Source organism: Nocardioides kongjuensis (assembly GCF_013409625.1).
Classification (GTDB): Bacteria; Actinomycetota; Actinomycetes; order Propionibacteriales; family Nocardioidaceae; genus Nocardioides; species Nocardioides kongjuensis.
Window position 1 is genome coordinate 573,439 of record NZ_JACCBF010000001.1, and the last position, 24,509, is coordinate 597,947.

Here is a 24,509-nt window from a genome sequence, read left to right on the forward strand (position 1 = left end):
ACTTGCTCCGCGCGCCCGAGCGCGCCGTCATCACACACCCGCCCGACAGCCAGCCGGGCTCGTCCCACACAAGGAATTCACCGTGGCCAAGCCGCCCCCGTCCACCGTCGACCAGGTCGTCTCCCTCGCGAAGCGTCGAGGCTTCGTCTACCCCTGTGGCGAGATCTACGGCGGCACCCGCTCGGCCTGGGACTACGGCCCGCTGGGAGTGGAGCTCAAGGAGAACATCAAGCGCCAGTGGTGGCGCTCGATGGTGCAGAGCCGCGACGACGTGGTCGGCCTGGACTCCAGCGTGATCCTGCCGCGGCAGACCTGGGAGGCGTCGGGCCACGTCGCGACGTTCACCGACCCGCTGACCGAGTGCCAGTCGTGCCACAAGCGGTTCCGCGCCGACCACCTGCAGGAGGCGTACGCCGAGAAGAAGGGGATCGAGGACCCCGACACGGTCCCGATGTCCGAGATCGCCTGCCCCAACTGCGGCAGCCGTGGCGCCTGGACCGAGCCGCGCCAGTTCTCGGGCCTGCTCAAGACCTACCTCGGCGTCATCGAGGACGAGTCGGGCCTGCACTACCTGCGTCCCGAGACCGCGCAGGGCATCTTCCTCAACTTCGCCAACGTGGTGACCTCGCAGCGGATGAAGCCCCCGTTCGGCATCGCGCAGATCGGCAAGAGCTTCCGCAACGAGATCACGCCGGGCAACTTCATCTTCCGCACCCGCGAGTTCGAGCAGATGGAGATGGAGTTCTTCGTCAAGCCGGGTGAGGACGAGGAGTGGCACCAGTACTGGATCGACACCCGCACGAAGTGGTACACGGACCTCGGCATCAACCCCGACAACCTGCGCCACTACGAGCACGCCAAGGAGAAGCTGTCCCACTACTCCAAGCGGACCGTCGACATCGAGTACCGCTTCCGGTTCGCCGGCTCCGAGTGGGGTGAGCTCGAGGGCATCGCCAACCGCACCGACTTCGACCTGTCGACCCACGCCGAGGCGTCGGGCAAGGACCTGTCGTACTTCGACCAGGCCTCCAACACCCGCTACGTCCCCTACGTCATCGAGCCGGCAGCCGGTCTCTCGCGCAGCCTGATGACCTTCCTCGTCGACGCCTACGCCGAGGACGAGGCGCCCAACACCAAGGGCGGCGTCGACAAGCGGACCGTGCTGCGCCTCGACCCGCGCCTGGCCCCGGTCAAGGCCGCGGTGCTCCCGCTGAGCCGCAACGAGGACCTCACCCCGAAGGCCAAGGCCGTCGCGACCGAGCTGCGCGCCCTGTGGAACGTCGACTTCGACGACGCCGGCGCGATCGGCAAGCGCTACCGCCGTCAGGACGAGATCGGTACGCCGTACTGCGTCACCGTCGACTTCGACACCCTCGAGGACCAGGCCGTCACCGTGCGCGACCGCGACACCATGTCCCAGGAGCGGGTCTCGCTGTCCAAGCTGACCTCCTACTTCGCCGAGCGGCTCGTCGGATGCTGAGCGTCCGGTCCGTCGCCGTGCCGGTGGTCGCCCTCGCGGTGGCCGCCGGCCTCTCGGGCTGCGGATCGGACGACCCGAAGGGCACGAGGAAGCCGAAGCCGACCGAGGCGACCTCGAGCGCCGCGGCCGACTACCTGCCGGTGCCCAGCGACGTCACCCTCACCGAGCCGGGCACGCAGCTCGGCCTCGGCGAGGAGGGCGTCGTCGCCTTCCAGCGCCGCCAGGACGAGGTCGGCGTGCTCGCGGTGAGCGTCGAGCGGATCGAGCGCACCTCCTTCCAGGAGTCCTTCCCGGGGTGGAACGTCGACGCGGCCACGGCCGCGCGGACGCCGTACTTCGTCCGGGTGAGGCTCACCAACGTCGGTGACACCGACCTCGGGGGGCTGCGGCTCGACAACGTGCTGTGGGGTGACGACGGCACCACGCTCGAGGCGCCCAACTACTACAAGGCCGACCAGCTGCCGGTCTGCTCCGGCGACCCGCTGCCGACGCCGTTCGCGGCCGGCGCCACCGCCGAGCTGTGCCAGGTCTACTTCATCGCCCCGACCCACGCGCTCGAGAACGTCTCGTTCCCGCCGTTCGGCGGCCTCGACCCGATCACCTGGAGCGGCGAGCTGAGCCCGGTCGAGAAGCCGGGCAAGAAGAAGGGCAAGAAGCACGAGGCCGGCGAGCAGCCGTCGGAGTCGGCGTCGGCACAGGGGACGGCGTCCGGCACCCCCTCCGGCGCCCCGTCCGACGAAGCGTCGTGACCGGCCTGCGCCTGGGCACCCTCGACGTGCCCACCCCGGTGGTGCTCGCCCCCATGGCGGGCATCACCAACGCGGCCTACCGCCGCCTGTGCGCCGAGCACGGTGCCGGGCTGTACGTCTGCGAGATGATCACCAGCCGCGGGCTGGTCGAGGGCGACGAGACGACGAAGCGGATGCTCGTCTTCGACGAGGCCGAGACGGTCCGCTCCGTCCAGCTCTACGGCACCGACCCGACCTACGTCGGCCAGGCGACCAGGATCCTCTGCGAGGAGTACGGCGTCGCGCACGTCGACCTCAACTTCGGCTGCCCGGTCCCCAAGGTCACCCGCAAGGGCGGCGGCGGCGCGCTGCCGTGGAAGCGCAACCTGCTCGGGGCGATCCTCGAGGAGGCGGTCGCCGCCGCGGCGCCCTACGACGTCCCGGTGACGATGAAGACCCGCAAGGGCCTCGACGACGACCACCTCACCTTCCTCGACGCCGGCCGGATCGCCCAGGAGACCGGCGTCGCCGCGATCGCGCTGCACGGGCGGACCGTCGCCCAGGCCTACTCGGGCCAGGCCGACTGGGACGCGATCGGCGAGCTGGTCGCGAGCGTCGACATCCCGGTCCTCGGCAACGGTGACATCTGGGAGGCGGCCGACGCGCTGCGGATGATCGAGGAGACCGGTGCCGCCGGTGTCGTCGTCGGCCGCGGCTGCCTGGGCCGGCCCTGGCTGTTCCGCGACCTCGCCGCGGCCTTCTCCGACGACGGGCCGGGCGAGACCACGCTGCCGACCCTCGGCGAGGTGGCCGCGATGATGCGCCGGCACGCCGAGCTGCTGTGCGAGCACATGGGGGAGGAGCGGGGCTGCAAGGAGTTCCGCAAGCACGTCACCTGGTACCTCAAGGGCTTCCGGGCGGGCGGCGAGCTGCGCCGCTCGCTCGGCCTGGTCGACTCGCTGGCGGCCCTCGACCGGCTGCTGGCCGAGCTCGACCCGGCCGAGCCGTTCCCGGCCTCCGAGCTGGGCGCGCCGCGCGGCCGGCAGGGTGCGCCGCGCTCGCGGATCGTGCTCCCGGAGGGCTGGCTCGACGACACCGACGGGCTCTCCGGCGGGGGCGTCGGCGTGCTCGAGGACGTCGACGAGACCACCGGCGGGTGAGCCGTGGGGTGAGCCGACTCACCTCGGTGAGCGGTCTCACCAATTGGTTGAAGGCTTGATCGTTGTGCTCTAGTGGCACGATGCTCTGGCGCAGGTCAGGGTTCTCGGGACGCATCTGCAAGCAACAGCAAAGGATCAGCGCGTGGCCACCAGCCACAAGCGGGAAACCGCGCGACGTACCCCCCGAGCCGCCGTACTGGCCGGCTCCCTCGCCGCCCTCGCGACCACCGCGGTCGTCACGGGAGGCGTCCTCAACTCCTCGGCCCCCAGCTCCGACCTCGTGGCGGTCGACCGTTCCAAGGCCGCTGCCGGCTCCGTCGGCGACACCGGCAACCGGCTCCCGCTCATCTCCCGCAGCACGGACCGCTCCGCCGACGCCATCGGCACCAAGCTCGACGCCCTGCTCTCCGACTCGGCGACCGCGCAGGCCGTCGCCGAGGCGAGGAAGCGGTGGACCTCCACCTCCCTCAACCTGTGGTCGCGGCCCGACAAGCGCGGCAAGGAGGTCGGCGAGATCGACGAGGGCGAGAAGGTCCTCGTCACCGGACGGAAGTACGCCGACCGCGCCGAGGTCGTCGTCGACGGCAAGTCCCGCTGGGTCACCGCGGGCTACTTCACCGACGAGAAGCCTCCGACGCTCGGTGGTCCGTGCACCAACGGCACCTCGGTGCCCTCGGCCGTGAGCCCGAGCATCAAGAAGATCCACGAGGCCGTCTGCGCCAACTTCCCCGACATCAGCGTCTACGGCACCTTCCGCGGCGCCTCGATCTCCGGGGACCACGAGACCGGCCACGCCGTCGACATCATGACCTCGGGCGCCGAGGGGTGGAAGGTCGCGGAGTTCGTCCGCGCCAACTACGCCGCGCTCGGCGTCTCCTACATCATCTTCTCCCAGAAGATCTGGTCGGTGGAGCGCTCCGGGGAGGGCTGGCGGGGCATGCCGAACCGTGGTTCGGCCACCGCCAACCACTACGACCACGTGCACGTCTCGGTCTACTGAGGCTGCTCCAGGTGCGCGCGTAGCGTCGCGAGCGTCGCGCGGGCGGCGGCCGACGGCGGCGGGTCGGCGCGCCAGACCAGGCCGAGCCGCGACGTGGCGTGCGCCGAGGCGATCCGCACCTGGTGCAGGTCGCTGGGGGCGTCCGCCGACGAGCTCGTCACGACGGCGACGCCGAGGCCCCGCGCGGCCAGGGCGCGTGCCGTGGTCGGCAGGGTGACGTCCCAGGACACCGGCGCGGCCAGGCCCTCGGCCCGCATCAGGGTCGAGTAGGCCAGCCGCATGCCGGTGCCCTCGGAGGTGCAGATCACCGGCACGTGGAGGAGCTCTGCGGCAGAGACCTGCGCCCGCGCCGTCCACGGGTGCCGGGGACCGACGACGGCGACGACGCGCTCGTCGAGGGCCACCCAGGACGACAGCCCGGCCAGCGGCTGGTCCGGCCACGAGACCAGCGCGACGTCGAGGCGCCCGGCCACGACGTCGGCCTGCAGCTCGAAGGAGCGTCCCTCGCGCAAGGAGAGCTCCAGGCCGGGGTGGTCGTCGTGGACCGACTGGATCCCGTCGAGGAACGCCGGCCAGGACAACCCGGCGACCGTGCCGACGGCGACCGTCCCGCTGACCAGGCCGTTGATCTCGTCTGCCGTCGTCCGCACCCGGTCCAGCTCGGCGAGAGCACGACGGACCTGGTCGAGGACCGGGACCGCCGACGGGGCGACCCGCGTCCCCTTCGGCGTCCGGTCGAAGAGCCGCGTGTCGAGCTCACGCTCGAGCAGCGCGACCTGGGCGCTGACGCCGGACTGCGTGACGTGCAGGGCCTGGGCAGCCGCCGTGAACGAGCCCTCGTCGGCGACCGCGAGTGCGTACCGGAGCTGGTGCACCTCCATGAGCAGAGATACTAGCTGGCATCAGCAGCATCTGTTGGACTACTGGGTAGCCGCGGCGCACGCTGGGGTCATGGAAACCACCACCCGGCAGCGGCTGATCCGCACCGTCCAGCTCGGCACCGCGACGGTCGAGGGCATCGTGCTCTCGACGGTCGTCCTGCACGCCACCGTCGCCCTCGACCTGCCACCCGCGACCGTCGGCCTCGTCCTGGCCATGGGCGCGGGTGCCGCGATCGCCCTGGCGGTCCCGCTGGGCCTGCTCACCGACCGGCTCGGGCTGGGGCGGGCCGCCGCCGCGTTCTCCGCCCTGGCGGCCGCCGCTCTCGCCGGATACGCCCTCGCCGACACCGGCGCCGGGTTCACGACCGCGGCGATCGCGTTCGCGGTCGCCCAGTCCGCCTCGGGGGCCGCGCGCCAGGCGCTCGCGGTCGACGGCGCCGAACCTGGTGACCGGCTGGCCATCCGGGCCACCATGCACATGCTGCTGAACGCCGGCATCGGAGGCGGCACGACGATCGGCGCCCTCCTGGCCGCCGTCGACCTCGGGCCCACCACCGCGACGGCGTACGGCGTCGGCGCGGTCACCATGGTGCTGGCCGCCGTCCTCCTGGTCGCCCTGACCGGCCGTCCCGGCGCCGGTGCCCCGGCCGGGAGCGCCGCCCGTGGCGGGATGCTGCTCGCCCTGCGCGACCGCCGGTTCGCGACGGCCCTCGGGCTCGCTGCGGCCATCCAGCTGACGATGCCGGTGCTCTCGGTGATCCTCCCCGTGTGGGTCGTGGTCCGGGCCGGCGGTCCGGCCTGGTTGTCCGCGGTGGCGCTGGCGCTCAACACCGTCGCGGTGATCGTCGGGCAGCGGCCGTGGGCGGCGCGGGTGACCTCGACGCGGACCACGGTTCGCACGGCACTCGTCGCCGCGCTCGCCCTGGCTGCCGCCGGCACGCTGCTGGCCCTCTCGGCCCGGGCCGAGTCGCCGGCCGCGTTCAGCGTCGTGGTGATCGCCGGCGTCCTCGCCCTGACCGTCGGCGAGGTCGGCGGCGGGCTGGCCACCTGGCGGGTCGCGCTCAGCGACGTCCCCGCAGCGGCGGAGGGCCGCTACCAGGCGGCGTACTCCATGTCGACCAGCGCGGCCCGCATCGTCGGCCCCAGCATCGCCCTCCCGCTCGTGCTCGCCCTCGGCCCGCTCGGCTGGTTGGTCCTCGGAGCCACGATGGCGGCCGGATGCCTCGGCATCGCGGGACTGGCCGCGGCCGACGGTCCCGTGCTCAGCGGCGTGTCCGCTCGTGGATCGCGTCGAGGCGCTCTCTCAGCGCCGGCGGTCCGTGCACGGTGAACCCGCAGTCCAGCAGGAGCAGCCGCATCGCCAGCCACTCCGGGGTGTCCTCGGTGCTGCGCCACCGGGTGTGCTCGCCGTCGGGGGCGAGCGTGCCGTCGCCGAGGTGGTCCCGGAGCCGCTCCCTGGCCGTGGCGACGGGCAGGTGCAGGGTCACGTCGGCGCGGTACGTCGTGCCGAGCGCCTGCTCGCCCTGCTCGAGGTGGGCCGACACGTCCGGTGCCGGCAGGTCGTGTCGGGCCCGGGCGCCGGTGGCACGGGGCTCGAGGATCCGGTCGACCCGGAAGGTGCGCCAGTCGTCGCGGTCGAGGTCGAACGCGACGAGGTACCAGCGCCGGTGGGCGCTGACCAGGTGGCGGGGCTCGACGTGGCGGGGCCCGTGGCGGCCGTCTCGGGTCTCGTAGTCCATCCGGACCCGTTCCCGGTTGGCTGCCGCGGCGGCCAGGACCGTCAGCACCTCGGGGTCGGCGGCGCTGCCGGTGGGGGAGCGCCAGGTGGTGGTGCTCGCAGCGAGGGTGCGGACCCGGTGGCGCAGGCGTGGGGGGAGGGACTGGCCGAGCTTGGTGAGCGCCCGGACGCCGGCGTCCTCGAGCTCCGGCAGGCCGAGCACGGCGATCGTGCGCAGGCCGAGCGCGACGGCGACCGCCTCGTCGTCCTCGAGGAGGAGTGGGGGCATCGACGTACCGGCGACCAGGCGGTAGCCCCCGTGGACCCCCAGGTCGGCCTCGATCGGGTAGCCCAGCTCGCGCAGCCGGTCGATGTCGCGCCGCACGGTGCGCTGGGTGACCTCGAGCCGCTCGGCGAGCTCGCTGCCGGACCAGGTCCGGGCGGTCTGCAGCAACGACAGCAGCGAGAGGAGGCGCGAGGTCGGTCCGGACATGTCTCCATCCTCTCCCGAAATGAGGACAGGAACGGTCCTATATCCGTCCTAGCGTGGGCCGCGACATCCCCCACGGAAGGAAACCGCCATGACCGAGCCCCACGTCCCCGCGGGCTACACCACCGTCGCGCCCTGGGTCGTCACCGACGACACCGGAGCCTTCCTCGACTTCGTCACCGAGGTCCTCGGTGGCGAGGAGCTGGCCCGGGTCGCGACCGCGGACGGCACCATCGGTCACGGCGAGGTCCGCGTCGGTGACACCGTCGTGCTCGCCTTCGACCGCCGCCCCGAGTGGCCCGCGATGCCCAGCCTGCTGCGGGTCTGGGTCCCCGACGCCGACGCGGCCTTCGCCCGGGCGACCGGTGCCGGTGCCACCGTCGTGACCGAGCCGGGCGACAGTGCCTTCGGGCAGCGTGGTGGCCGGATCAAGGACCCGTTCGGCAACATCTGGTGGGTCGTCAGCCAGGTCGAGGACGTGCCGGAGGACGTCATGTGGCAGCGCCTCCAGGAGCCCCGGTACGCCGAGCTGATGCGTGTCGCGCAGGAGACGCTCGACGCCGAGCTCAGCGGACGCGCCGAGGGACGAAGCAGCGCGCCCGTGCGCTGAACCCGACTAGGGTCGCTGCGTGGACCCGGTCGAGCAGGGGTACGACGCGCACGCGCGCGACCGGATCGTGCCCGAGCCGCCGAAGCGGGTGGAGGCGCCCGAGCGGCTGCCCTTCGAGCGCGACCGGGCGCGGGTCGTGCACGCGGCGTCCTTCCGGCGCCTCGCCGCCAAGACCCAGGTGGTCGGCCCGCAGAGCGACGACTTCGTCCGCAACCGGCTGACCCACAGCCTGGAGGTCGCCCAGATCGCGCGGGACCTGTCACGCGCGATGGGCATCCACCCCGACATCACCGAGACGGCGGCCCTGGCCCACGACCTCGGCCACCCGCCGTTCGGCCACAACGGCGAGCGCGCGCTGGCCGAGCTGGCGTCCACCTGCGGCGGGTTCGAGGGCAACGCACAGACCCTGAGGCTGCTCACCCGGCTCGAGGCCAAGACCCCGGGCGCCGGGCTCAACCTGACCCGAGCCACGCTCGACGCCTGCACGAAGTACCCGTGGGGGCGAGCCGAGGCAGAGGCGCACGCCGGCAAGTTCGGGGTGTACGACGACGACCTGCCCGCCTTCAACTGGCTCCGGGCCGGCGCGCCCGCCGGGGGCCGCTGCCTCGAGGCACAGGTGATGGACCTCGCCGACGACGTCGCCTACTCCGTCCACGACGTCGAGGACGGCACGGTCGCCGGCAAGGTCGACCTGACCCACCTCGACACCGCGGCCCTGTGGGACACGGTCCGCGTCTGGTACCGCCCCGACGCGACCGACGCGGAGCTGGACGCCGTGCTCGACCGGCTGCGTGCCGTCGGGAGCTGGCCGCGGACGCCGTACGACGGAGGCCGGGCGGGCCTCGCCGCGCTCAAGAACCTCACCAGCGACCTGATCGGCAGGTTCTGCGGCGCCGTGCAGCAGGCGACCTTCGCCGCCACCGAGGGCCCCTTCGTCCGCTACGCCGGCGACCTCGTCATCCCGGCCGACACCTGGGCCGAGATCACCGTGCTCAAGGGCATCGCCGCGCACTACGTGATGGAGGCGGCCGACCGGGTCGCGCTCCAGGTCCGCCAGCGCGAGCTGCTCTCCGCCCTGGTCGAGATGCTCCTCGACCGCGGCCCGGACGCCCTCGACGAGACGTACGCCGCCGACTGGCACGCCGCGCCCGACGACGCGGCCCGGACCCGGGTCGTCATCGACCAGGTCGCCTCGCTGACCGACGCCAGCGCCGTCGCCTGGCACGACCGGCTGCTGGGCTGACGAGGTACGACGAGACAGGAGCTCGCGATGCGCAAGGTCACCTACTCGATGGGCGTCTCCCTGGACGGCTTCGTGATCGGGCCGGACGGCGAGTTCGCCTGGACGGCGCCCGACGAGGAGGTGTTCGGGTTCAGCACCGAGGAGGTCGCCGGGGTCGGCGTCCACCTGCTGGGGCGCCGCCTCTACGAGGCGATGCTGGTGTGGGAGACGGTCGACGAGATGCCCGGGCTCGGCTTCTCCACCGGCGAGTTCGCCCGCCGCTGGCGCAGGATCCCGAAGGTCGTCTTCTCCACCACGCTCGCCGAGGTCGAGGGCAACGCCCGGCTCCTGCCCGGTGGGCTGGTCGACGAGGTGGAGCGGCTGCGGGCCGAGCCGGGGGAGGGCGACATCGCCGTCGGCGGCGCCGACCTCGCGGCCCAGCTCCTCGACGCGGGCCTGGTCGACGAGTTCCGGATCCGGGTCTACCCGGTCCTGGTCGGCGGCGGCACGCCGTACTTCCTGCGCGACGAGCGCCGTGTCGACCTCGAGCTGGTCGAGACCCGCACCTTCGGCTGCGGCGTCGTCTTCCTGCACCACCGGGTCGTCCGCTAGCCGGAAAGCCGGTCGGCCCGCCGCGCTGGTGCGCGACGGGCCGACCGGGGCGATTCAGGGTGCCGGTGTCAGCCGGTGACCGCGACGTGCTCCTTGACCGGCTTCGGCGCCGGGGCGTCGCCGGGGACCGGCGCCTTGTCGCTGGTGACGTTGCCGCAGGTCGCCGAGGCGACGGTGAGCTTCACCTGGTCGAGGATGTTGACGTAGAGCGCGTCGACGGTGAAGGTGCCGTCGGCGTTGGCCGTCTGCCGGTTGACGACCAGCTCCACGACGGGCGGGACACCGGGGACGTCGAAGACCTTGACCGACTGGTTGGCCTTCTTGGTGTCGACGTTCACCGGCAGGCCGAGGGCCTTGAGGTTCGCGATGGTGGTGGTGCCGGTGTTGCCGGTGCACCTGGCCTCGACCGCGCCCGCGCCGACGACCTTGAGGTCACCGGTCAGCACGTCGCACAGCGCCTTGAGCTGGTCGGGGTCGGTCAGCTTGGTGATGTCGAGGGCGCCGAGAGCGCTCAGGTTGAGCGGCGTGCCCTTGGTGGCGTCCGCGACCTGGTCGAGCCCGCCCTGCAGCTGCGGCAGGATCGTGTCGAGCGCGTCGCCGACCGGCCCGGTGATCGCCTCGAGGGCGGTCGTGAGCTGGGTGCAGCCGGACTTGAGCTGCTGGGTGGCGCTGTCGGGCAGCTTGAGGGTCTTGATCAGGCCCTCGCCGACGGCAAGGTCGGTGACGCTCGCGCTGGCCGCACCGTTCTGGGCCGACGCGTTGACGATGCCGCCGCTGGCGACCGGGTTGGTGGGGAGCCCGATGAGGGAGTCGGTCTTGAGCGAGCCGTCCGTCGAGCTGACCGCGGGGGTCCGCGGGATCACCCCGTTGCCGGCGATGGACAGCTCGAGGCCGAAGGCAGACGACGGGGAGCCCGCCGCGGTCGCCGTGCCGCCCGTGAGGACGGCCGCGGACGTCGCCGCTCCCGCCACCAGGACGAGGGCGCCGGCCAGCGGAGCCAGATGCCGCTTGTTCTTCATGGTGTTCCCTTCATCTTCATCACTTGTCCCCGAGGTGGAGCAGTTCGTGGGCGTCAGGCCTCGTCGACCATGACCGGGGTGCCGATCGGGACGGTGCGCAGCAGGTCGAGGGCGTCATCGGGCACCCGCACGCAGCCGTGGCTGATCGCCTTGCCGAAGACCGACGGGTCGGTCCAGCCGTGCAGGGCCACCGTGCCGGGCCCGCCGCCGTAGGAGTCGAGGGTCTCGCTGTGCGTGCCGAGCGGCATGATCACCGGCGAGAACGGCTGCTTGTCGTCGATGATCTGACCGAGCACGAAGGTCCGCCCGACCGGCGTGGGGGTGCCGCTGGCACCGATCGCCACGGTCCAGGTCCCGACCAGTGCGTCGTCCTCGAACAGCCTCAGCGTGCGCTCGCCGAGGTGCACCTCGACGCGGAAGCGGCTGTGCGCCTCGGCCAGCTCGGAGCCCCGGATCCACCCCGTCGAGCCGTTCGGCTTCGACGGCAGCAGCACCTGCACCCAGTCGCGGTTGCGGGTGATCACCGGCAGCCAGACGTCGCCGAACTCCGTGGGCCGCACCTTGCCGAACGGCTTGCCGTCGGGCTCGTCGTACAGCGCCGTGACCCGTTTGGGGTGCACCACCGTGCCCGAGGGCGTCCTGGTCGGGCGCGGGTCCTGCGGCGCCGCCTCGATCGTGGTGTGCGTGGTGCTGACCGGCAGCTTCTTCAGGTCCAGGTCCACCGACGCCGCCGGTGTCGCTCCGGGCGCGGTCTCGTCGTCCCCACCGTCCTTGAGGACCATCACCAGGGTCGAGAGGGCGAAGATCATCACGACGAGGGTCACCGGCCAGCTGGTACGGCGGCGTGACTGCTCCATGCCCGGCCCCTCCCCGAACGTTCATCCCCAGACCCCTTCGTGCGGTCCTCCCGATCGAGCAACGAATCCGAGCGACGAAGGTCACGCCGACGCGCGAGAACGCGTCCCCGTCGGCCCGCCCCTCCACAGGCGGGTCGGCTGCCGCTCGGCGCCCGCGGACCGCTCAGTAGGATCGCCGCATGGTGGGCCGGATTCGTGACGAGGACATCGCCGCGGTCCGCGAGCGGGTCAAGATCGACGAGGTCGTGTCGTCGTACGTCACTCTGCGCAACGCCGGCGGCGGGTCGATGAAGGGCCTGTGCCCGTTCCACGACGAGAAGTCCCCGTCCTTCCACGTCACACCCAGCCGCGGCTTCTTCCACTGCTTCGGCTGCCAGGAAGGCGGCGACGTCTTCACCTTCTTGATGAAGATCGACGGTCTCAGCTTCGGCGAGGCCGTCGAGCGGATGGCCGACAAGTACGGCGTCCAGCTGCGGCGCGACGAGACCGGCCAGGACGACCGGCCCAAGGGCCCGCAGCGCCGCCGCCTGGTCGAGGCGCACGCCGTCGCCCAGGAGTTCTACGCCGAGCAGCTCGCCACCCCCGACGCGCTCGCGGCCAGGCAGTTCCTGGCCGAGCGCGGGTTCGACCAGAACGCCGCCCTGAAGTTCGGCGTCGGCTTCGCGCCGCGCGACGGGGAGGCGCTGTGGCGCCACCTCAGCGGCCGCAAGTTCACCCGCGAGGAGGTGATCGCCGCCGGACTCGTGGCGATGGGCCGCTCGCTCTACGACAAGTTCCGTGGTCGCCTGCTGTGGCCGATCCGCGAGACCAACGGCGACACCATCGGGTTCGGGGCCCGCCGGATCTTCGAGGACGACCGGATCGAGGCCAAGTACCTCAACACCTCCGAGACCCCGATCTACAAGAAGAGCCAGGTCCTCTACGGCATCGACCTGGCCCGCAAGCCGATCGCGCTCACCTCCAAGGCCGTCGTCGTCGAGGGCTACACCGACGTGATGGCCTGCCACCTCGCCGGCGTCGAGACCGCGGTCGCCACCTGCGGCACCGCCTTCGGCGACGACCACGCCCGCGTCCTGCGCCGCTTCCTCGACGACCACGCCGAGCTGCGCAGCGAGGTCGTGTTCACCTTCGACGGCGACGAGGCCGGCCAGAAGGCCGCGCTGCGCACCTTCGAGGGCGACCAGCGCTTCGTGTCCCAGACCTACGTCGCGGTCGCCCCCGAGGGCATGGATCCCTGCGACCTGCGGATCAAGAAGGGCGACGACGCGGTCCGCGAGCTGATCGCCAGCCGCCGCCCGCTGTACCGCTTCGTGCTCGAGAACGTCGTCAAGCGCCACGACCTCGACCGCGCGGACGGCCGCATCGACGCCGTCCGCGACGCTGCCGCGCTGGTCGCCTCGGTGCGCGACCAGTCCAAGGTCACGGCCTTCGCGCAGGAGATCTCCCGGTTGGTCGGAGCCGACATCGACACCAACCAGGTCCTGGCCGCCGTACGACGTGCCGCGGCCAAGGGCCCCCAGCCCGACCGGGGCATGAAGACCCCCCGCGCCGCCGAGCGGACCCCCGAGGCGCCGCCGCCCGCGGCCCGGGTCCCGGACCTACGCGACCCGCGGTTCGGCATCGAGCGCGAGACGCTCAAACTCGTCCTCCAGCACCCGGTGGCGATCGGCCGCACCAGCGCCGACATCGGCCTCAACGACTTCGTGCACCCGACCTACCGGGGCGTCTGGGAGGCGATCACCGCAGCCGGCGGTGCGGTCGCGGGCCAGAACGACGCCGGCTGGGTCGCCCATGTCCGCGACGCCGCCACGGACCCCGCCGTGTCCTCGATCATCAGTGCACTCGCGGTCGAGCCGATCCCCGCCAACCGTGACATCGACGCCGGCTACATCGCGACCCACCTGTTCCGGCTCCAGGAGCTCACCGTCCTGCGCCGCATCGACGAGGTGAAGTCGCGGCTCCAGCGCACCAACCCGCTCGACCACCCGACCGACTACAACAAGATGTTCGGCGAGCTCGCCGCGCTCGAGCAGCACCGGCGCACCCTGCGCGAGAAGATCGTCGGCAGCCAGTGAGGCCGTGGACATGAGGTGGGCACCCTTGCCGCCGCGCCGCCCGCCGTTCCCGGTCGCCCCGGGGGAGCGGCTGCTCGCCCGGGCCAGGGTCCGGCAGCCCGGCGACGGCCCGCGCCTGGTCGGCGGCACCCGCGACGCGCTCTACCTGCCCGACCGGGTCCCGTGGGAGCAGGTCGCCAGCGCCGACTGGGACCACGAGGAGTCCACGCTCCGCGTGGTCGAGGTCGCGGGCTTCGGTGAGCCGAGCCCGGTCCACCTGCTGCGCCTCGACGACGCCGGCCGCCTCCTCGAGCTGGTCCGCGAGCGGGTCACGGCCAGCATCGCCGTCCAGCGCCACGTCGCGGTCTCGGGCCGCCGCCAGGTGCGCATCCTCGCCCGTCGCGCGCCCGGCACCCGTGGCGAGCTGGCCTGGTTCGTCGAGTACGACGACGGCCTGGACCCTGCCGACCCGCGGGTCGACGCCGTCGTCCAGGAGGCGCTGGCCGCCGCCCGGGCCGACGTCACCCCCTGAGCGCCACCTCGATTTCAGGCGACGGCCGCCTCCTTGCTAGTGTTTCCCCGCTTCCACCACGCGGTGGAGAGCAGCTTTCCCCCGTAGCTCAACTGGCAGAGCATGCGACTGTTAATCGCAGGGTTATTGGTTCGAGTCCAATCGGGGGAGCCAACGCGAGAGCCCCGCCGGGACCACCCGGCGGGGCTTCGTCGTTCCCGGCCCCCGGGACGGCCCGGCTCAGCTGCTCGACGGGGCCTGCGACGTACCGCTGGAGGGGTCGTCCTGGTCCTGTGGCGACCCGGGCGGGACCTGGCCCATCCCGGGCGGCGGAGCGCCCTGGTCGTCGCGCCCGTCCCAGCCGGGGAACTCGCGCTCGCCGGGCCCGCCTATCCGCTGGTGGCGGAAGTCGGGGCCGTCGTCGTGTCCGGCGACCAGCGCCGTCCCCGCACCGGCGCCCGCGCCGAGCACGAGACCGGCCAGGCCGACCGCGACCATGGCGCGCAGGTTGAACGCCCGGTCGCGCCAGCGCGTCTTGAGGACCGGCGCGGGCGCCGGGGGAGCGGGCGGCACGTCGGGCGGCCGCTGGACGTCGGCCGTCGCGGGCACCGGCTCAGGTGCGGGGGTCGGGTCGGGGGTCGGGTCGTCGTGCTGGGTCATGTCCCCACGCTCGCCCCGGACCCTGTGCTGACCCTGTGACCCGGCCGTGAGGAGCCGCAGGATCCGCACAAGGGATCCACAGGATCCGCACAGGTTGGTGGCACAGTCTCCTGTCATGACCCAGGCCGCGACCCGCCCCGACGGCACCCCGCTGCGCGCCCTCGTCGTCGACGACGAGGTCAACATCGCCGAGCTCGTGGCGATGGCGCTGCGCTACGAGGGCTGGGCGGTCGAGACCGCCCACACCGGCGCCGACGCGGTCGCGGCGGTGCGCAGCCAGGGGCCGGACGTCGTCGTCCTCGACATGATGCTGCCCGACCACGACGGCATGGAGGTGCTGCGCCGGATCCGTGCCGACGACCCGAGCGTCCCGGTGCTCTTCCTGACCGCCCGCGACGCCGTCGAGGACCGGGTTGCCGGCCTCACGGCAGGCGGCGACGACTACGTCACCAAGCCGTTCTCCCTCGAGGAGCTCGTCGCCCGCCTGCGGGCGCTGGTACGCCGTGCCGGCACCGCCGTGGAGCAGAGCCGCTCGACGCTCGTCGTCGGCGACCTGGTCCTCGACGAGGACAGCCGCGAGGTCACCCGTGCCGGCGAGGAGATCGCGCTGACCGCGACGGAGTTCGAGCTGCTGCGCTACCTCATGCGCAACCCGCGCCGGGTCCTCAGCAAGGCCCAGATCCTCGACCGCGTCTGGAACTACGACTTCGGCGGCCAGGCCAACGTCGTCGAGCTCTACATCTCCTACCTGCGCAAGAAGATCGACGCCGGCCGCGAACCGATGATCCACACGATGCGCGGCGCGGGCTACGTGCTCAAGCCGGCCGGATGACGGCCGGATGATGGACCGGCTCTGGCCGCACTCGCTCACCGCACGGCTCGTCATCACCGCCGTGGCCCTGGTCGCGGTGGTGTCGCTGCTCGTCGGCACGGTGACCACGCTCGGCATGCACGCCTGGCTGACCCACCGCCTGGACTCCGACGTCGTCCAGACGCTGCGCCGCGGTCCCGGCCCCGACCGCGGCCTGGCCGGGGCGCCCGGCACCCTCCAGGCGATCTTCGTCAACGGCGACCGCCAGGGCAGCGTGGTCGCCGTCGACAGCACGAGCTACGTCGACCGCGCCCTGGGCGACGACGTCCTCGACGCCCTCGAGCACGTCGGGCAGGAGCCGTCCACCGTCGACCTGCCCGGTCTGGGGAACTACCGGGTCGTCGCCGGGCGCACTCCGGACGGCGTCCGCGTCGTCGCCGGGCTGCCCACCGAGGACGTCGACGAGGCGACCGGCTCCCTCGTCCGGCTCGAGATCGTCCTCGGCCTGCTCGGCACGGTGGTGGCGGCGCTGGCCGGCACCGCCGTCGTACGCCGTCAGCTGCGTCCCCTCACCGAGGTCGCCGCCACCGCCCACGCCGTCGCCGTGACCCCGCTCGACGAGGGCGAGATCGCCATCGCCGAGCGTGTTCCCGAGCGCCTCACCGACCCGCGCACCGAGGCCGGCCAGGTCGGCCTCGCCCTCAACCAGCTGCTGGACCACGTCGAGTCCTCGCTCTCGGCGCGGCACCGCAGCGAGCAGCAGGTCCGCCAGTTCGTGGCTGATGCGTCCCACGAGCTGCGCACGCCGCTGACCACGATCGCCGGCTACACCGAGCTCGCGCGACGCCGCGGCGACGCCGAGACCACAGCCGTCGCGTTGGCCAAGGTCGAGGAGGAGGCCGGCCGGATGACCGCCCTGGTCGAGGACCTGCTCCTGCTGGCGCGCATCGATGCGGGGCGCCCGCTCGCCGCCGAGCCGGTCGACCTGACCCGGCTGCTGCTCGAGGCCGTGGACGACGCCCGGGTCATCGCCCCGGACCACCGCTGGCGGATCGTGCTGCCCGACGACGGCGAGCCCGTCGAGACCACGGGCGACGAGCACCGCCTGCACCAGGTCGTGACCAACCTGTTGACCAACGCCCGCAAGTACACGCCCGCCGGCACCACCGTCACGGTGACGGTCCGCCCCGACGGCTTCGACGTCCACGACGACGGACCGGGCTTCCCGCCCGACCTGGTGGACACCGCCTTCGAGCGGTTCACCCGCGGTGACGCGTCCCGGCACCGCTCCGACGGGATCGGCCTCGGTCTCGCGCTGGTGCAGGCGATCGTCAGCGCGCACGGCGGATCGGTCACGCTGCACAGCGTGCCCGGCGACACGCTCGTGAGCGTGAGGCTCAGCTAGCCAGGCCGTCGGCGAGGACGACGGCGTGCTGTGCGTGCAGGTGGTACTCGGCTCTGGTGATGGTGGTCGTGCCGCTGCCGGTGACGAGGCGGTGGAGGCCGTGGGGTGTGCCCCAGACCCAGCGGTCGGGTCCGAGCTGCAGGACGGTGTAGCCGAGGTGGGTCTTGGCTCGGTGGTGGTGCCGGGTGAGTGGGGTGTCGTTGTGGTCGCCGGTCTGGCCGGGCGGGCCGTGCCGGTCATACGGGACTGTGTGGTCGTGGTCGGGTGCCCGGCCGTGCCGGGTGAAGAGGCCGGTGGCGTGGGGGAACACGTCTCCGATGGTGCGCAGCTCGGTGCGGTGTTTGACGTCGGTGGGGTGCTCGTAGCCGTTGACCGAGCGGCCGGTGTGGAGGTCGATGACCGGGGTGAGGGTGATGGTGGTGTGGCGGCGGAGCAGGTCGCGGACCTGGTCGAGGAGCCGCGGGCCGAGGCCTTCGACGCGGGACAGGGGGCCGAGGGTGCCGTCGGCCTGTTGGGCGAGGTGGACGACGATCTCCGCAGCCGGGATGGGGCTGGGTTCGGGCTCAGCGTCTTCGTCGTTGGTTCCGTGGAGGAACGCGAGGACGGCGGCGGGGTCGGCGAGCATCGCGAAGGCCTCGGCGCGCCAGTGGTCCATCCCCAGGGGCGCTTCGCCGTCGGCGGGCGGTGCTGCCTGCTCAGCCAGGGCGGTGGCGAGGTGCTCGACCATGGCGGCGTGCTCGAGGGCGTCGGCCTCGTCGAGACGGGCGAACACCGTTGCGATCCCGGCAGTGGTGCCGGTGCCGTCGGTGTCGTCGACCTGGGAGCCGGGTCGGGGTGTGGGGTACCAGACGCCCTTGGTCTTCTGGTTGTCGCTGATCCGCTTCGCGTGGGCGACCGGGTCGGCCTCGATGATCTTGGCTTCGGCGATCGTGAGGATCCGTGAGGGTGCCTCGTCCAACGCGGCGGCGACCGCGTCGTCGACGACCTTGACCTGGTGAGGGTCGAGCTTGCGGGACCAGCGGGCGACCTTGCGGACCACCCACACCTCGCACCGACCGGCCTTCACACCGGCCCACACAGCAGGGAGGCGGTGGCGCAGGTCGAACGCGTCGGCCAGGGCATTGCGGGTGGTCAGCACGCCCTCGTGGCGGGCGATCGCGATCTCGACCAACGCCAGGTCCTGGACCTCGGGGGTGCCGTCCCCACCGAGGGCGATCAGCCGCGGACCACCGAACCGGACCGGTACGGCACCGGGCTCGGCTTGCGGGTCTCCGGAGTGGAGGTCGGCCCAGGCGAGCAGCAGCTCGAGCTTGTCGACCTCGACCTGGCGGGCCATGCGGACGCGGTCTTCGGCCGCGTGGAGCAGCTGCTCCGGCGTGGCTTCCGAGAGGTCCGAGATCATGGCTTGATTCTATCGCACACATGTTCGAACGGCCAGTGTCGTGCGGCGAGTTTCGCCTTGTTTCTAGCGGGTTTTGAGGGTGAGCCGCGCTTCTCGTGACCGCCGGCCGCGCGACTTCCTCGACCCCGGGGGAACCGTAGCCCGACCGCGGAACCCGACCCCTACGCAGCTCTCTCGTCGCTGCGCCTTTCACGACGGTGCCACCTATGCAACCGAGACTCACGGGCGAGCGGCCGGGACGGACCCGGTGCCGAGGCTCAACACCGGTACTCCTCACGCCTCAACCACCGGAGCGGGCAGCGCGCTCTCACAGGATCCCCATAGGGCGGCCAGACCAGGGCCACAGCCGACGACGACATCGTCGCCCCCGTGATCGCCTCACTCATCCGACGGGTGCGTCCGCCGCGGCGCAGACGCCGCCTCGTGCTCTCCCTGGTCGCTCTCGTCCTGGTCGCCGGCGCTGCCGGCGGCTGGCTGCTGCTCCGTGACGGTGAGCCGGCGGCTGCCGCGACGACCACGGCCACCGTCGCGACCCAGACCCTCAAGCAGACCGTGACGGCCAGCGGCACGGTGGAGGCCGCGACGACTGCGGACCTGTCCTTCGACGTCAGCGGCACCGTCTCGGCGGTGTACGTCGAACCGGGCGACAGGGTCAAGAAGGGCCAGAGACTCGCCGCGCTCGACGACGACGTGCTCCAGGCCGAGCTCGACGCCGCCGAGAGTGCCCTCGACGCCGCGCAGACCGCGCGCTCCGAGCACCTCTCCGACGGCGCGTCCGCGGAGCAGACGAGTGCCGACAAGGCGGCGGTCCTCGCCGCCGAGTCGAGCCTGGCCCAGGCGGAGGAGGCGGTGGCAGACGCCGTGCTCCGCTCGACGACGGCCGGCACGGTCACCGCGGTCGGCGTCGAGGTCGGCGACCCGGTCGGCTCCTCGGGGAGCCCGTCGAGCTCCGGCGACAGCGGGGACGGGACCATCACCGTCGTCTCCACGGGCACGTACGTCGTCGAGGCGAGCGTCGCCAGCAGCGACGTGCAGGAGGTGAAGAAGGGTCTGCAGACCGAGATCACCGTCAGCGGGATCGACGACACCGTCTACGGCACCGTCTCCGAGGTCGGCCTGGTCGCCGAGGCCGACTCCTCCGGCGCCGCGGTCTTCCCGGTGACGATCGCGGTCACGGGCGAACGCGACGACCTGTACACCGGCACCTCGGCCGACATCGCCATCGTCGTCAGCCAGCGCGCCGACGTGCTCACCGTCGACAGCCGCGCGCTGCGGACCGACGGCGACACGACGTACGTCGAGAAGGTCACCGACAGAGCCACCGGCGCGACCGAGCGGGTCGAGGTCACCACCGGTGAGGTGTCGGGCATGACCACGGAGGTCCTCAGCGGCCTGGTCGAGGGCGACGTCGTCCAGGTGCCCGGCTTCTCCGGCCCCGGTGGCTCCGGCGGCAACGAGCAGATGCAGGACCTGCGCCGCCAGATCGAGCAGGGCGGCGGCTTCCCCGAGGGCTTCACCCCGCCCCAGGGCGGCTTCCCGGGCGGGGCACCGCAGTGAGCGCCATCATCGAGCTGACCGGCGTGCGCAAGACCTACCGCTCCGGCAGCGTCGAGTTCGAGGCGCTGCGGGGGATCGACATCCGCATCGACGGGGGCGAGTACGTCGCCGTGATCGGTCCGTCCGGATCCGGCAAGTCGACGCTGATGAACCTGCTCGGCTGCCTGGACCTGCCCACCGAGGGCCGCTACGTCCTCGCCGGCGAGGACACCTCGAGCCTCGACGAGGCGGCCCTGGCCGCGATCCGCAACCGCCGGATCGGGTTCGTCTTCCAGCAGTTCCACCTGCTGCCGTCGATGACCGCGTGGCGCAACGTCGAGCTCCCGCTGGTGTATGCCGGCCTGCCGCGCCCCGAGCGCCGCGAGCGTGCGATCGCCGCGCTCGAGAAGGTCGGTCTCGGCGACCGGGTCGACCACCGACCCGGCGAGCTCTCCGGCGGCCAGCAGCAGCGGGTGGCGGTCGCCCGTGCCCTGGTGACCGAGCCCGCCCTCCTGCTCGCCGACGAGCCGACCGGCAACCTCGACTCGCGCTCCACGAGCGACGTGCTCGGTCTCTTCGACGAGCTGCACGCCACCGGCCGCACGATCGTGCTGATCACCCACGAGCCCGACGTCGCGGCCCGCGCGGGCCGCAACCTCGTCATCGACGACGGCCAGATCACCGTCGACCGGCCGACGCGAGTGGGAGCGACGGCATGAGCTGGTGGGAGACCGTCCGTTCCGGGCTGGCCGCGATCAGGGCGCACCGGCTGCGCTCGTCGCTGACCGTGCTCGGCATCGTCATCGGCATCTCGTCGGTGATCCTCACCGTCGGACTGGGCCAGGGCGCGCAGAAGGAGGTCGAGGACCAGATCGACGCGCTCGGCTCCAACCTGCTCATCGTGTCCCCGGGCAGCACCACCGACAGCTCGGGTGTCCGCGGTGGGTTCGGCTCGGCCTCGACCCTGACCTACGCCGACGCGAGGGCCATCGCCGACCGCGGCGTCGTACCGGATGCCGTGGGGGTCGCCCCGGCCACCACCAGCTCGGTGTCGCTGGTCAACGGCGACACCAACTGGACGACCTCGCTCGTCGGTACGACGACCGACTGGCTCGCCGTCCGCAGCCGCGAGCTGTCCGCGGGCAGGTTCTTCACCGCCGACGAGGCGGCCCGTGGCGCGGCGGTCGCCGTGATCGGACCCGACACCGCATCCGAGCTCTTCGGTCGGCAGAGCCCGGTCGGCCAGCAGGTCACGGTCAACGGCACCCGGGTCACCGTGGTCGGCGTCCTCACGTCCTCGGGTGCCTCCTCGTCGGGCAGCAGCGAGGACGACCAGGCGGTCGTGCCCGTCGGCACGGCCAGCCGGCTGAGCGGGAGCACGAAGGACACCGTCTCGACGATCTACGTCGAGGCGGCGAGCGAGGCCCGGCTCTCGGCCGCCTACCAGGAGGTCCAGGCGCTGCTCGCCAACCGTCACGACGTGACCACGGCCGACGCGGACTTCTCGATCTCGACCCAGGACTCCCTGGTGGAGACGGCCAACGAGACCAACCGGACCTTCACGGTGCTGCTCGGCGGTGTCGCCGCGATCTCCCTGCTGGTCGGCGGCATCGGCGTCATGAACATCATGCTGGTCTCCGTCACCGAACGGGTGCGCGAGATCGGTCTGCGCAAGGCGCTCGGCGCGGCGCCGAACGTGATCCGCCGCCAGTTCCTCGTCGAGGCGTCCCTCCTCGGCCTGACCGGCGGCCTGGTCGGTGTCGTGATCGGCATCGTCGGCGCGCAGGTCCTGCCCCACTTCATCGACCAGGCCGTCGCGGTCTCCGCGCTCGCCACGATCGCCGCCCTCGCCACCTCCCTGGCGCTCGGCGTCGGGTTCGGGGTGTACCCGGCCGGCAGGGCGGCCCGGCTCACCCCCATCGACGCCCTCCGCAGCGAATGACCACCCCGAACGAACCAGGAGCACCCATGTCCCTCTCCCTCCTCCGTCCTCTCGCCGCGGGCGCCGTCCTCGCCGTGCTCCTCACCGGCTGCGGCGACGACGTCTCCACACCCGCCGTGAGCGCGGGCACGGCGGACGACACCGCACCGAGCACCGCCGGCATGCCCGGCACGTTCGGCGAGATCGCGGCCGCCGATGGCGACGTGCTCCAGGTCCGGAACCAGATGACCGGGCAGGTGGCCGTCACCGTCACCGGCGACACCACCATCACCAGCCAGGCCGCGGCCACGCGCGGGGACGTCGCGGCGGGTGTGTGCGTCGTCGTGCGCAGTGCGGACGCCGACGACGCCAGCGACGCCGCTGCCGTGACGGCGGCGTCGGTGGCCGTGTCACCGGCCGGCGACGAAGGCTGCACCGGTGGCTTCGGCGGCCCGGGCGGCGGCACCGGCCGGCGTCCTGCCGACATGCCGACCGAGCGGCCCTCGGGGATGCCGAGCCGGCCACCGGGTGGTGGGCGGGGCGGGTTCGGCACCGTCGGCCGGGTCAGCTCGGTGACCGACGGCGGGTTCGTCGTCGACGGCCCGAACGGCTCGGTGACGGTCACCGTCGGGACGGACACCACCTACACCAAGCAGGTCTCGGCCGCGGCCGGTGCGCTCACCGTCGGTCGGTGCGTCCGGGTGCAGGGCGACGCCGACGACACCGGGGCCGTCACCGCCACCTCGGTGCAGGTCAGCGACAAGGTCGACGACCAGTGCGGCCTGTGATCCGGTCGCGGCGCGTCGCCGTCCCTCTCGCGGTCCTGGCTCTCGCCGGGACGGGCGTGGCGGCTTACGGCGCCGCGTCCGACGACAGCGTCCACTACGGCACCGTCGCCGCGACCCGGGGTGACGTCTCCGAGGAGCTGACGCTCTCCGGCACGATCTCGCCGAGCGGCACGTCCGAGCTGGCCTTCGGAACCGACGGCACCGTCGCACGGGTGCCGGTGGGTCAGGGGGACGAGGTGCACCGGGGTGCGGTGATCGCGGTCCTCGACCGGGCCTCGCTGCGCGCCGCGGTCGACCGGGCGCGGTCGGACCTGGCCGAGGCGAGGGCGCAGCTGGCGTCCGACCGCGACGCCCAGTCGAGCGCCGTCGACACCGCGACCAGCCCGGCCACGACGAGCAGCGACGACGCGAAGGGCCAGGGCGGCAAGCCGGAGGAGAACCCCGCGAGCACCGGCGCGAACGCCGAGCTGCTGGCCCAGCTGCGCACCCAGCAGGACGCCGTGGTCGCCGCCCAGTCCGCCGCGACCACCGCCCTGGCCACCGCCGCGGACCGTCTCGCCGAGCAGCAGAAGGCCTGCGCCGACCCGGCGGAGGTCGAGCCCGAGCCCAGCGACGACGCGACCGAGCCCACCCCTGCCGCCACCGGGTCCGTCGCCACCAGCGCCGTGATCAGCGACGCCTGCACCAGCGCCCTGGCCGCCGTGCAGGGCGCCCAGTCGGCGGCCTCGGCCGCACAGGCCACGCTGCAGACCGCACTCGAGGCCCTCGGCACGACCCTCACCGCCGCGCTGTGCACGGCAGCGGCCACGCCGCAGGCCACGCCGACGCCGAGCCCGACGCCGGCCACGCCGAGCGCCACGTCGACCGCCCCGAGCGCCTCCACCCGGACCGTCACCGCGGCCACCCTGGCCCAGGACCAGTCCACGATCGACAAGGCGATCGCCTCGCTCGCCTCGGCGCGCGCCGACCTCCGTGGCGCCGTCGTGCGCGCACCCGCCGACGGCACGGTGGTGTCCCTGGGCATCGGTGCCGACGACGAGGTCTCGGCCGGCGACCCCGTGGCCACCCTGGTCGCGCCCGGCCTGACCACGGTCGCGCTCGAGGTGACCGCCGACCAGGCAGCCGAGCTGGAGACCGGCGCGGCGGTGCAGGTCACGCCGGCCGGCGCCACCGACGCCCTGGCCGGGACGATCGGACGGATCGAGCACACCGCGACCAGCGACCCGGACGCGGGCACGATCTCGGACCCGACGTACGCCGTGCAGGTCGTCCTCGACGACCGCGACCTCGCTCTGCCCGACGGCCTGCCGGCCAGCGTCGCCATCGAGGTCGGTTCGGCCGACGACGTCGTCGTGGTGCCCGCGTCGGCGATCAGCAACGGCACCGTCACCGTGCTCGACGACACCGGCACCGCCCGGCGTACCCCGGTCACCACCGGTGTCGCTGGTGCCACCGAGGTCGAGATCACCGACGGCGTCGACGTGGGGGACCGGGTCGTGCTCGCCGATCTCGATGCCGCACTTCCGACCGGCGACTCGAGCCAGCAGGGCGGTGGCCTCAGTGGCTTCGGCGGTGATGGCGTGAGGATGGGACCTCCCGGAGGAGGCATCACGATCCGCCGGTGAGCGCGTCGTCAGGGAAACCG

Annotated in this window: 23 protein-coding genes and 1 tRNA gene; 18 read left to right on the forward strand and 6 right to left on the reverse strand. The window is 72.8% G+C overall.

From position 1 onward, the window contains the following. The first annotated feature begins 82 nt into the window (after nt 1–82). The 4 genes from BJ958_RS02735 (at nt 83) to BJ958_RS02750 (ending at nt 4,368) form a co-directional block, all read left to right on the forward strand. Nucleotides 83–1,480, forward strand: a complete 1,398-nt coding sequence (locus BJ958_RS02735) for a glycine--tRNA ligase (protein WP_179725328.1) — start codon at nt 83–85, stop codon at nt 1,478–1,480. After that, the gene (locus BJ958_RS02740; RefSeq protein WP_179725330.1) at nt 1,474–2,229 is read left to right on the forward strand and encodes a hypothetical protein; all 756 of its coding nucleotides are present in this window, start codon (nt 1,474–1,476) and stop codon (nt 2,227–2,229) included. Before BJ958_RS02735 ends, BJ958_RS02740 begins: the two co-directional genes overlap by 7 nt. After that, entirely contained in the window at nt 2,226–3,368 is a 1,143-nt protein-coding gene (gene dusB, locus BJ958_RS02745; protein ID WP_179725332.1) for a tRNA dihydrouridine synthase DusB, read from the forward strand. Before BJ958_RS02740 ends, dusB begins: the two co-directional genes overlap by 4 nt. Before the next feature lie 142 nt (nt 3,369–3,510). Continuing rightward, the gene (locus BJ958_RS02750) at nt 3,511–4,368 is read left to right on the forward strand and encodes a VldE C-terminal domain-containing protein (RefSeq protein WP_179725334.1); all 858 of its coding nucleotides are present in this window, start codon (nt 3,511–3,513) and stop codon (nt 4,366–4,368) included. Here BJ958_RS02750 and BJ958_RS02755 read toward each other — a convergent pair. Beyond that, entirely contained in the window at nt 4,362–5,249 is an 888-nt protein-coding gene (locus BJ958_RS02755; protein WP_179725336.1) for a LysR family transcriptional regulator, read from the reverse strand. The two genes, BJ958_RS02750 and BJ958_RS02755, sit on opposite strands and share 7 nt — an antisense overlap. A 70-nt stretch (nt 5,250–5,319) precedes the next feature. On the opposite strand from BJ958_RS02755, the gene BJ958_RS02760 reads away from it, so the two are divergent. Then, on the forward strand, nt 5,320–6,579 hold the full coding sequence (locus tag BJ958_RS02760; protein ID WP_179725338.1) for an MFS transporter: 1,260 nt from the start codon (nt 5,320–5,322) through the stop codon (nt 6,577–6,579). On the opposite strand, the gene BJ958_RS28355 is transcribed toward BJ958_RS02760, so the two are convergent. Next, nucleotides 6,512–7,459, reverse strand: coding sequence for a helix-turn-helix transcriptional regulator (locus BJ958_RS28355; RefSeq protein ID WP_179725340.1), 948 nt, complete (start codon nt 7,457–7,459; stop codon nt 6,512–6,514). The two genes, BJ958_RS02760 and BJ958_RS28355, sit on opposite strands and share 68 nt — an antisense overlap. An 88-nt stretch (nt 7,460–7,547) precedes the next feature. Here BJ958_RS28355 and BJ958_RS02770 point away from each other — a divergent pair, with 88 nt between their 5' ends. The 3 genes from BJ958_RS02770 to BJ958_RS02780 are packed head-to-tail and all read left to right on the forward strand — an operon-like array spanning nt 7,548 to nt 9,900. Next, nucleotides 7,548–8,066, forward strand: coding sequence for a VOC family protein (locus tag BJ958_RS02770; protein WP_179725342.1), 519 nt, complete (start codon nt 7,548–7,550; stop codon nt 8,064–8,066). Nucleotides 8,067–8,085: 19 nt separating this feature from the next. Beyond that, nucleotides 8,086–9,309 (forward strand): deoxyguanosinetriphosphate triphosphohydrolase, encoded by a 1,224-nt coding sequence (locus BJ958_RS02775; RefSeq protein ID WP_179725344.1) that lies wholly within the window; start codon nt 8,086–8,088, stop codon nt 9,307–9,309. A 27-nt stretch (nt 9,310–9,336) separates the two neighbouring features. Next, complete coding sequence (locus BJ958_RS02780) at nt 9,337–9,900, forward strand: dihydrofolate reductase family protein (RefSeq protein WP_179725346.1); 564 nt, start codon at nt 9,337–9,339, stop codon at nt 9,898–9,900. Nucleotides 9,901–9,968: 68 nt separating this feature from the next. Here BJ958_RS02780 and BJ958_RS02785 read toward each other — a convergent pair whose 3' ends face one another. Beyond that, complete coding sequence (locus tag BJ958_RS02785) at nt 9,969–10,919, reverse strand: hypothetical protein (protein WP_179725348.1); 951 nt, start codon at nt 10,917–10,919, stop codon at nt 9,969–9,971. Between the two features lie 53 nt (nt 10,920–10,972). Then, complete coding sequence (locus tag BJ958_RS02790; RefSeq protein ID WP_179725350.1) at nt 10,973–11,776, reverse strand: L,D-transpeptidase; 804 nt, start codon at nt 11,774–11,776, stop codon at nt 10,973–10,975. 179 nt (nt 11,777–11,955) lie between these two features. On the opposite strand from BJ958_RS02790, the gene dnaG reads away from it, so the two are divergent. The 3 genes from dnaG (at nt 11,956) to BJ958_RS02805 (ending at nt 14,515) form a co-directional block, all read left to right on the forward strand. Next, a complete protein-coding gene (gene dnaG / locus BJ958_RS02795; RefSeq protein ID WP_179725352.1) occupies nt 11,956–13,851 on the forward strand; it encodes a DNA primase in 1,896 nt (631 codons plus the stop codon). Between the two features lie 10 nt (nt 13,852–13,861). After that, nucleotides 13,862–14,362, forward strand: coding sequence for a hypothetical protein (locus BJ958_RS02800; protein WP_179725355.1), 501 nt, complete (start codon nt 13,862–13,864; stop codon nt 14,360–14,362). Nucleotides 14,363–14,439: 77 nt separating this feature from the next. Beyond that, nucleotides 14,440–14,515 (forward strand) — tRNA-Asn (locus BJ958_RS02805). A gap of 66 nt (nt 14,516–14,581) precedes the next feature. On the opposite strand, the gene BJ958_RS02810 is transcribed toward BJ958_RS02805, so the two are convergent. Continuing rightward, nucleotides 14,582–15,001 (reverse strand): hypothetical protein, encoded by a 420-nt coding sequence (locus tag BJ958_RS02810; protein ID WP_179725357.1) that lies wholly within the window; start codon nt 14,999–15,001, stop codon nt 14,582–14,584. 115 nt (nt 15,002–15,116) lie between these two features. On the opposite strand from BJ958_RS02810, the gene BJ958_RS02815 reads away from it, so the two are divergent. Together BJ958_RS02815 and BJ958_RS02820 are read left to right on the forward strand one after the other, a co-directional pair. After that, on the forward strand, nt 15,117–15,833 hold the full coding sequence (locus BJ958_RS02815; RefSeq protein WP_179725359.1) for a response regulator transcription factor: 717 nt from the start codon (nt 15,117–15,119) through the stop codon (nt 15,831–15,833). Nucleotides 15,834–15,840: 7 nt separating this feature from the next. After that, complete coding sequence (locus BJ958_RS02820; protein ID WP_246318998.1) at nt 15,841–17,217, forward strand: sensor histidine kinase; 1,377 nt, start codon at nt 15,841–15,843, stop codon at nt 17,215–17,217. Here BJ958_RS02820 and BJ958_RS02825 read toward each other — a convergent pair. After that, entirely contained in the window at nt 17,210–18,619 is a 1,410-nt protein-coding gene (locus BJ958_RS02825) for a hypothetical protein (protein ID WP_179725361.1), read from the reverse strand. The genes BJ958_RS02820 and BJ958_RS02825 overlap by 8 nt on opposite strands. Nucleotides 18,620–18,988: 369 nt before the next feature. Here BJ958_RS02825 and BJ958_RS02830 point away from each other — a divergent pair, with 369 nt between their 5' ends. The 5 genes from BJ958_RS02830 to BJ958_RS02850 are packed head-to-tail and all read left to right on the forward strand — an operon-like array spanning nt 18,989 to nt 24,489. Beyond that, nucleotides 18,989–20,176 (forward strand): efflux RND transporter periplasmic adaptor subunit, encoded by a 1,188-nt coding sequence (locus tag BJ958_RS02830; RefSeq protein WP_179725363.1) that lies wholly within the window; start codon nt 18,989–18,991, stop codon nt 20,174–20,176. After that, nucleotides 20,173–20,874 carry an ABC transporter ATP-binding protein gene (locus BJ958_RS02835; RefSeq protein ID WP_343052540.1) on the forward strand — a complete coding sequence of 234 codons (702 nt, stop codon included), beginning with the start codon at nt 20,173–20,175 and terminating at the stop codon, nt 20,872–20,874. The genes BJ958_RS02830 and BJ958_RS02835 overlap by 4 nt, the downstream gene beginning before the upstream one ends. Continuing rightward, a complete protein-coding gene (locus tag BJ958_RS02840) occupies nt 20,871–22,097 on the forward strand; it encodes an ABC transporter permease (RefSeq protein WP_179725365.1) in 1,227 nt (408 codons plus the stop codon). Before BJ958_RS02835 ends, BJ958_RS02840 begins: the two co-directional genes overlap by 4 nt. 26 nt (nt 22,098–22,123) lie before the next feature. After that, a complete protein-coding gene (locus BJ958_RS02845; protein WP_179725367.1) occupies nt 22,124–22,864 on the forward strand; it encodes a DUF5666 domain-containing protein in 741 nt (246 codons plus the stop codon). A gap of 56 nt (nt 22,865–22,920) precedes the next feature. Continuing rightward, nucleotides 22,921–24,489 carry a permuted SH3 domain-containing protein gene (locus BJ958_RS02850; protein ID WP_179725369.1) on the forward strand — a complete coding sequence of 523 codons (1,569 nt, stop codon included), beginning with the start codon at nt 22,921–22,923 and terminating at the stop codon, nt 24,487–24,489. Nucleotides 24,490–24,509: the final 20 nt, after the last annotated feature.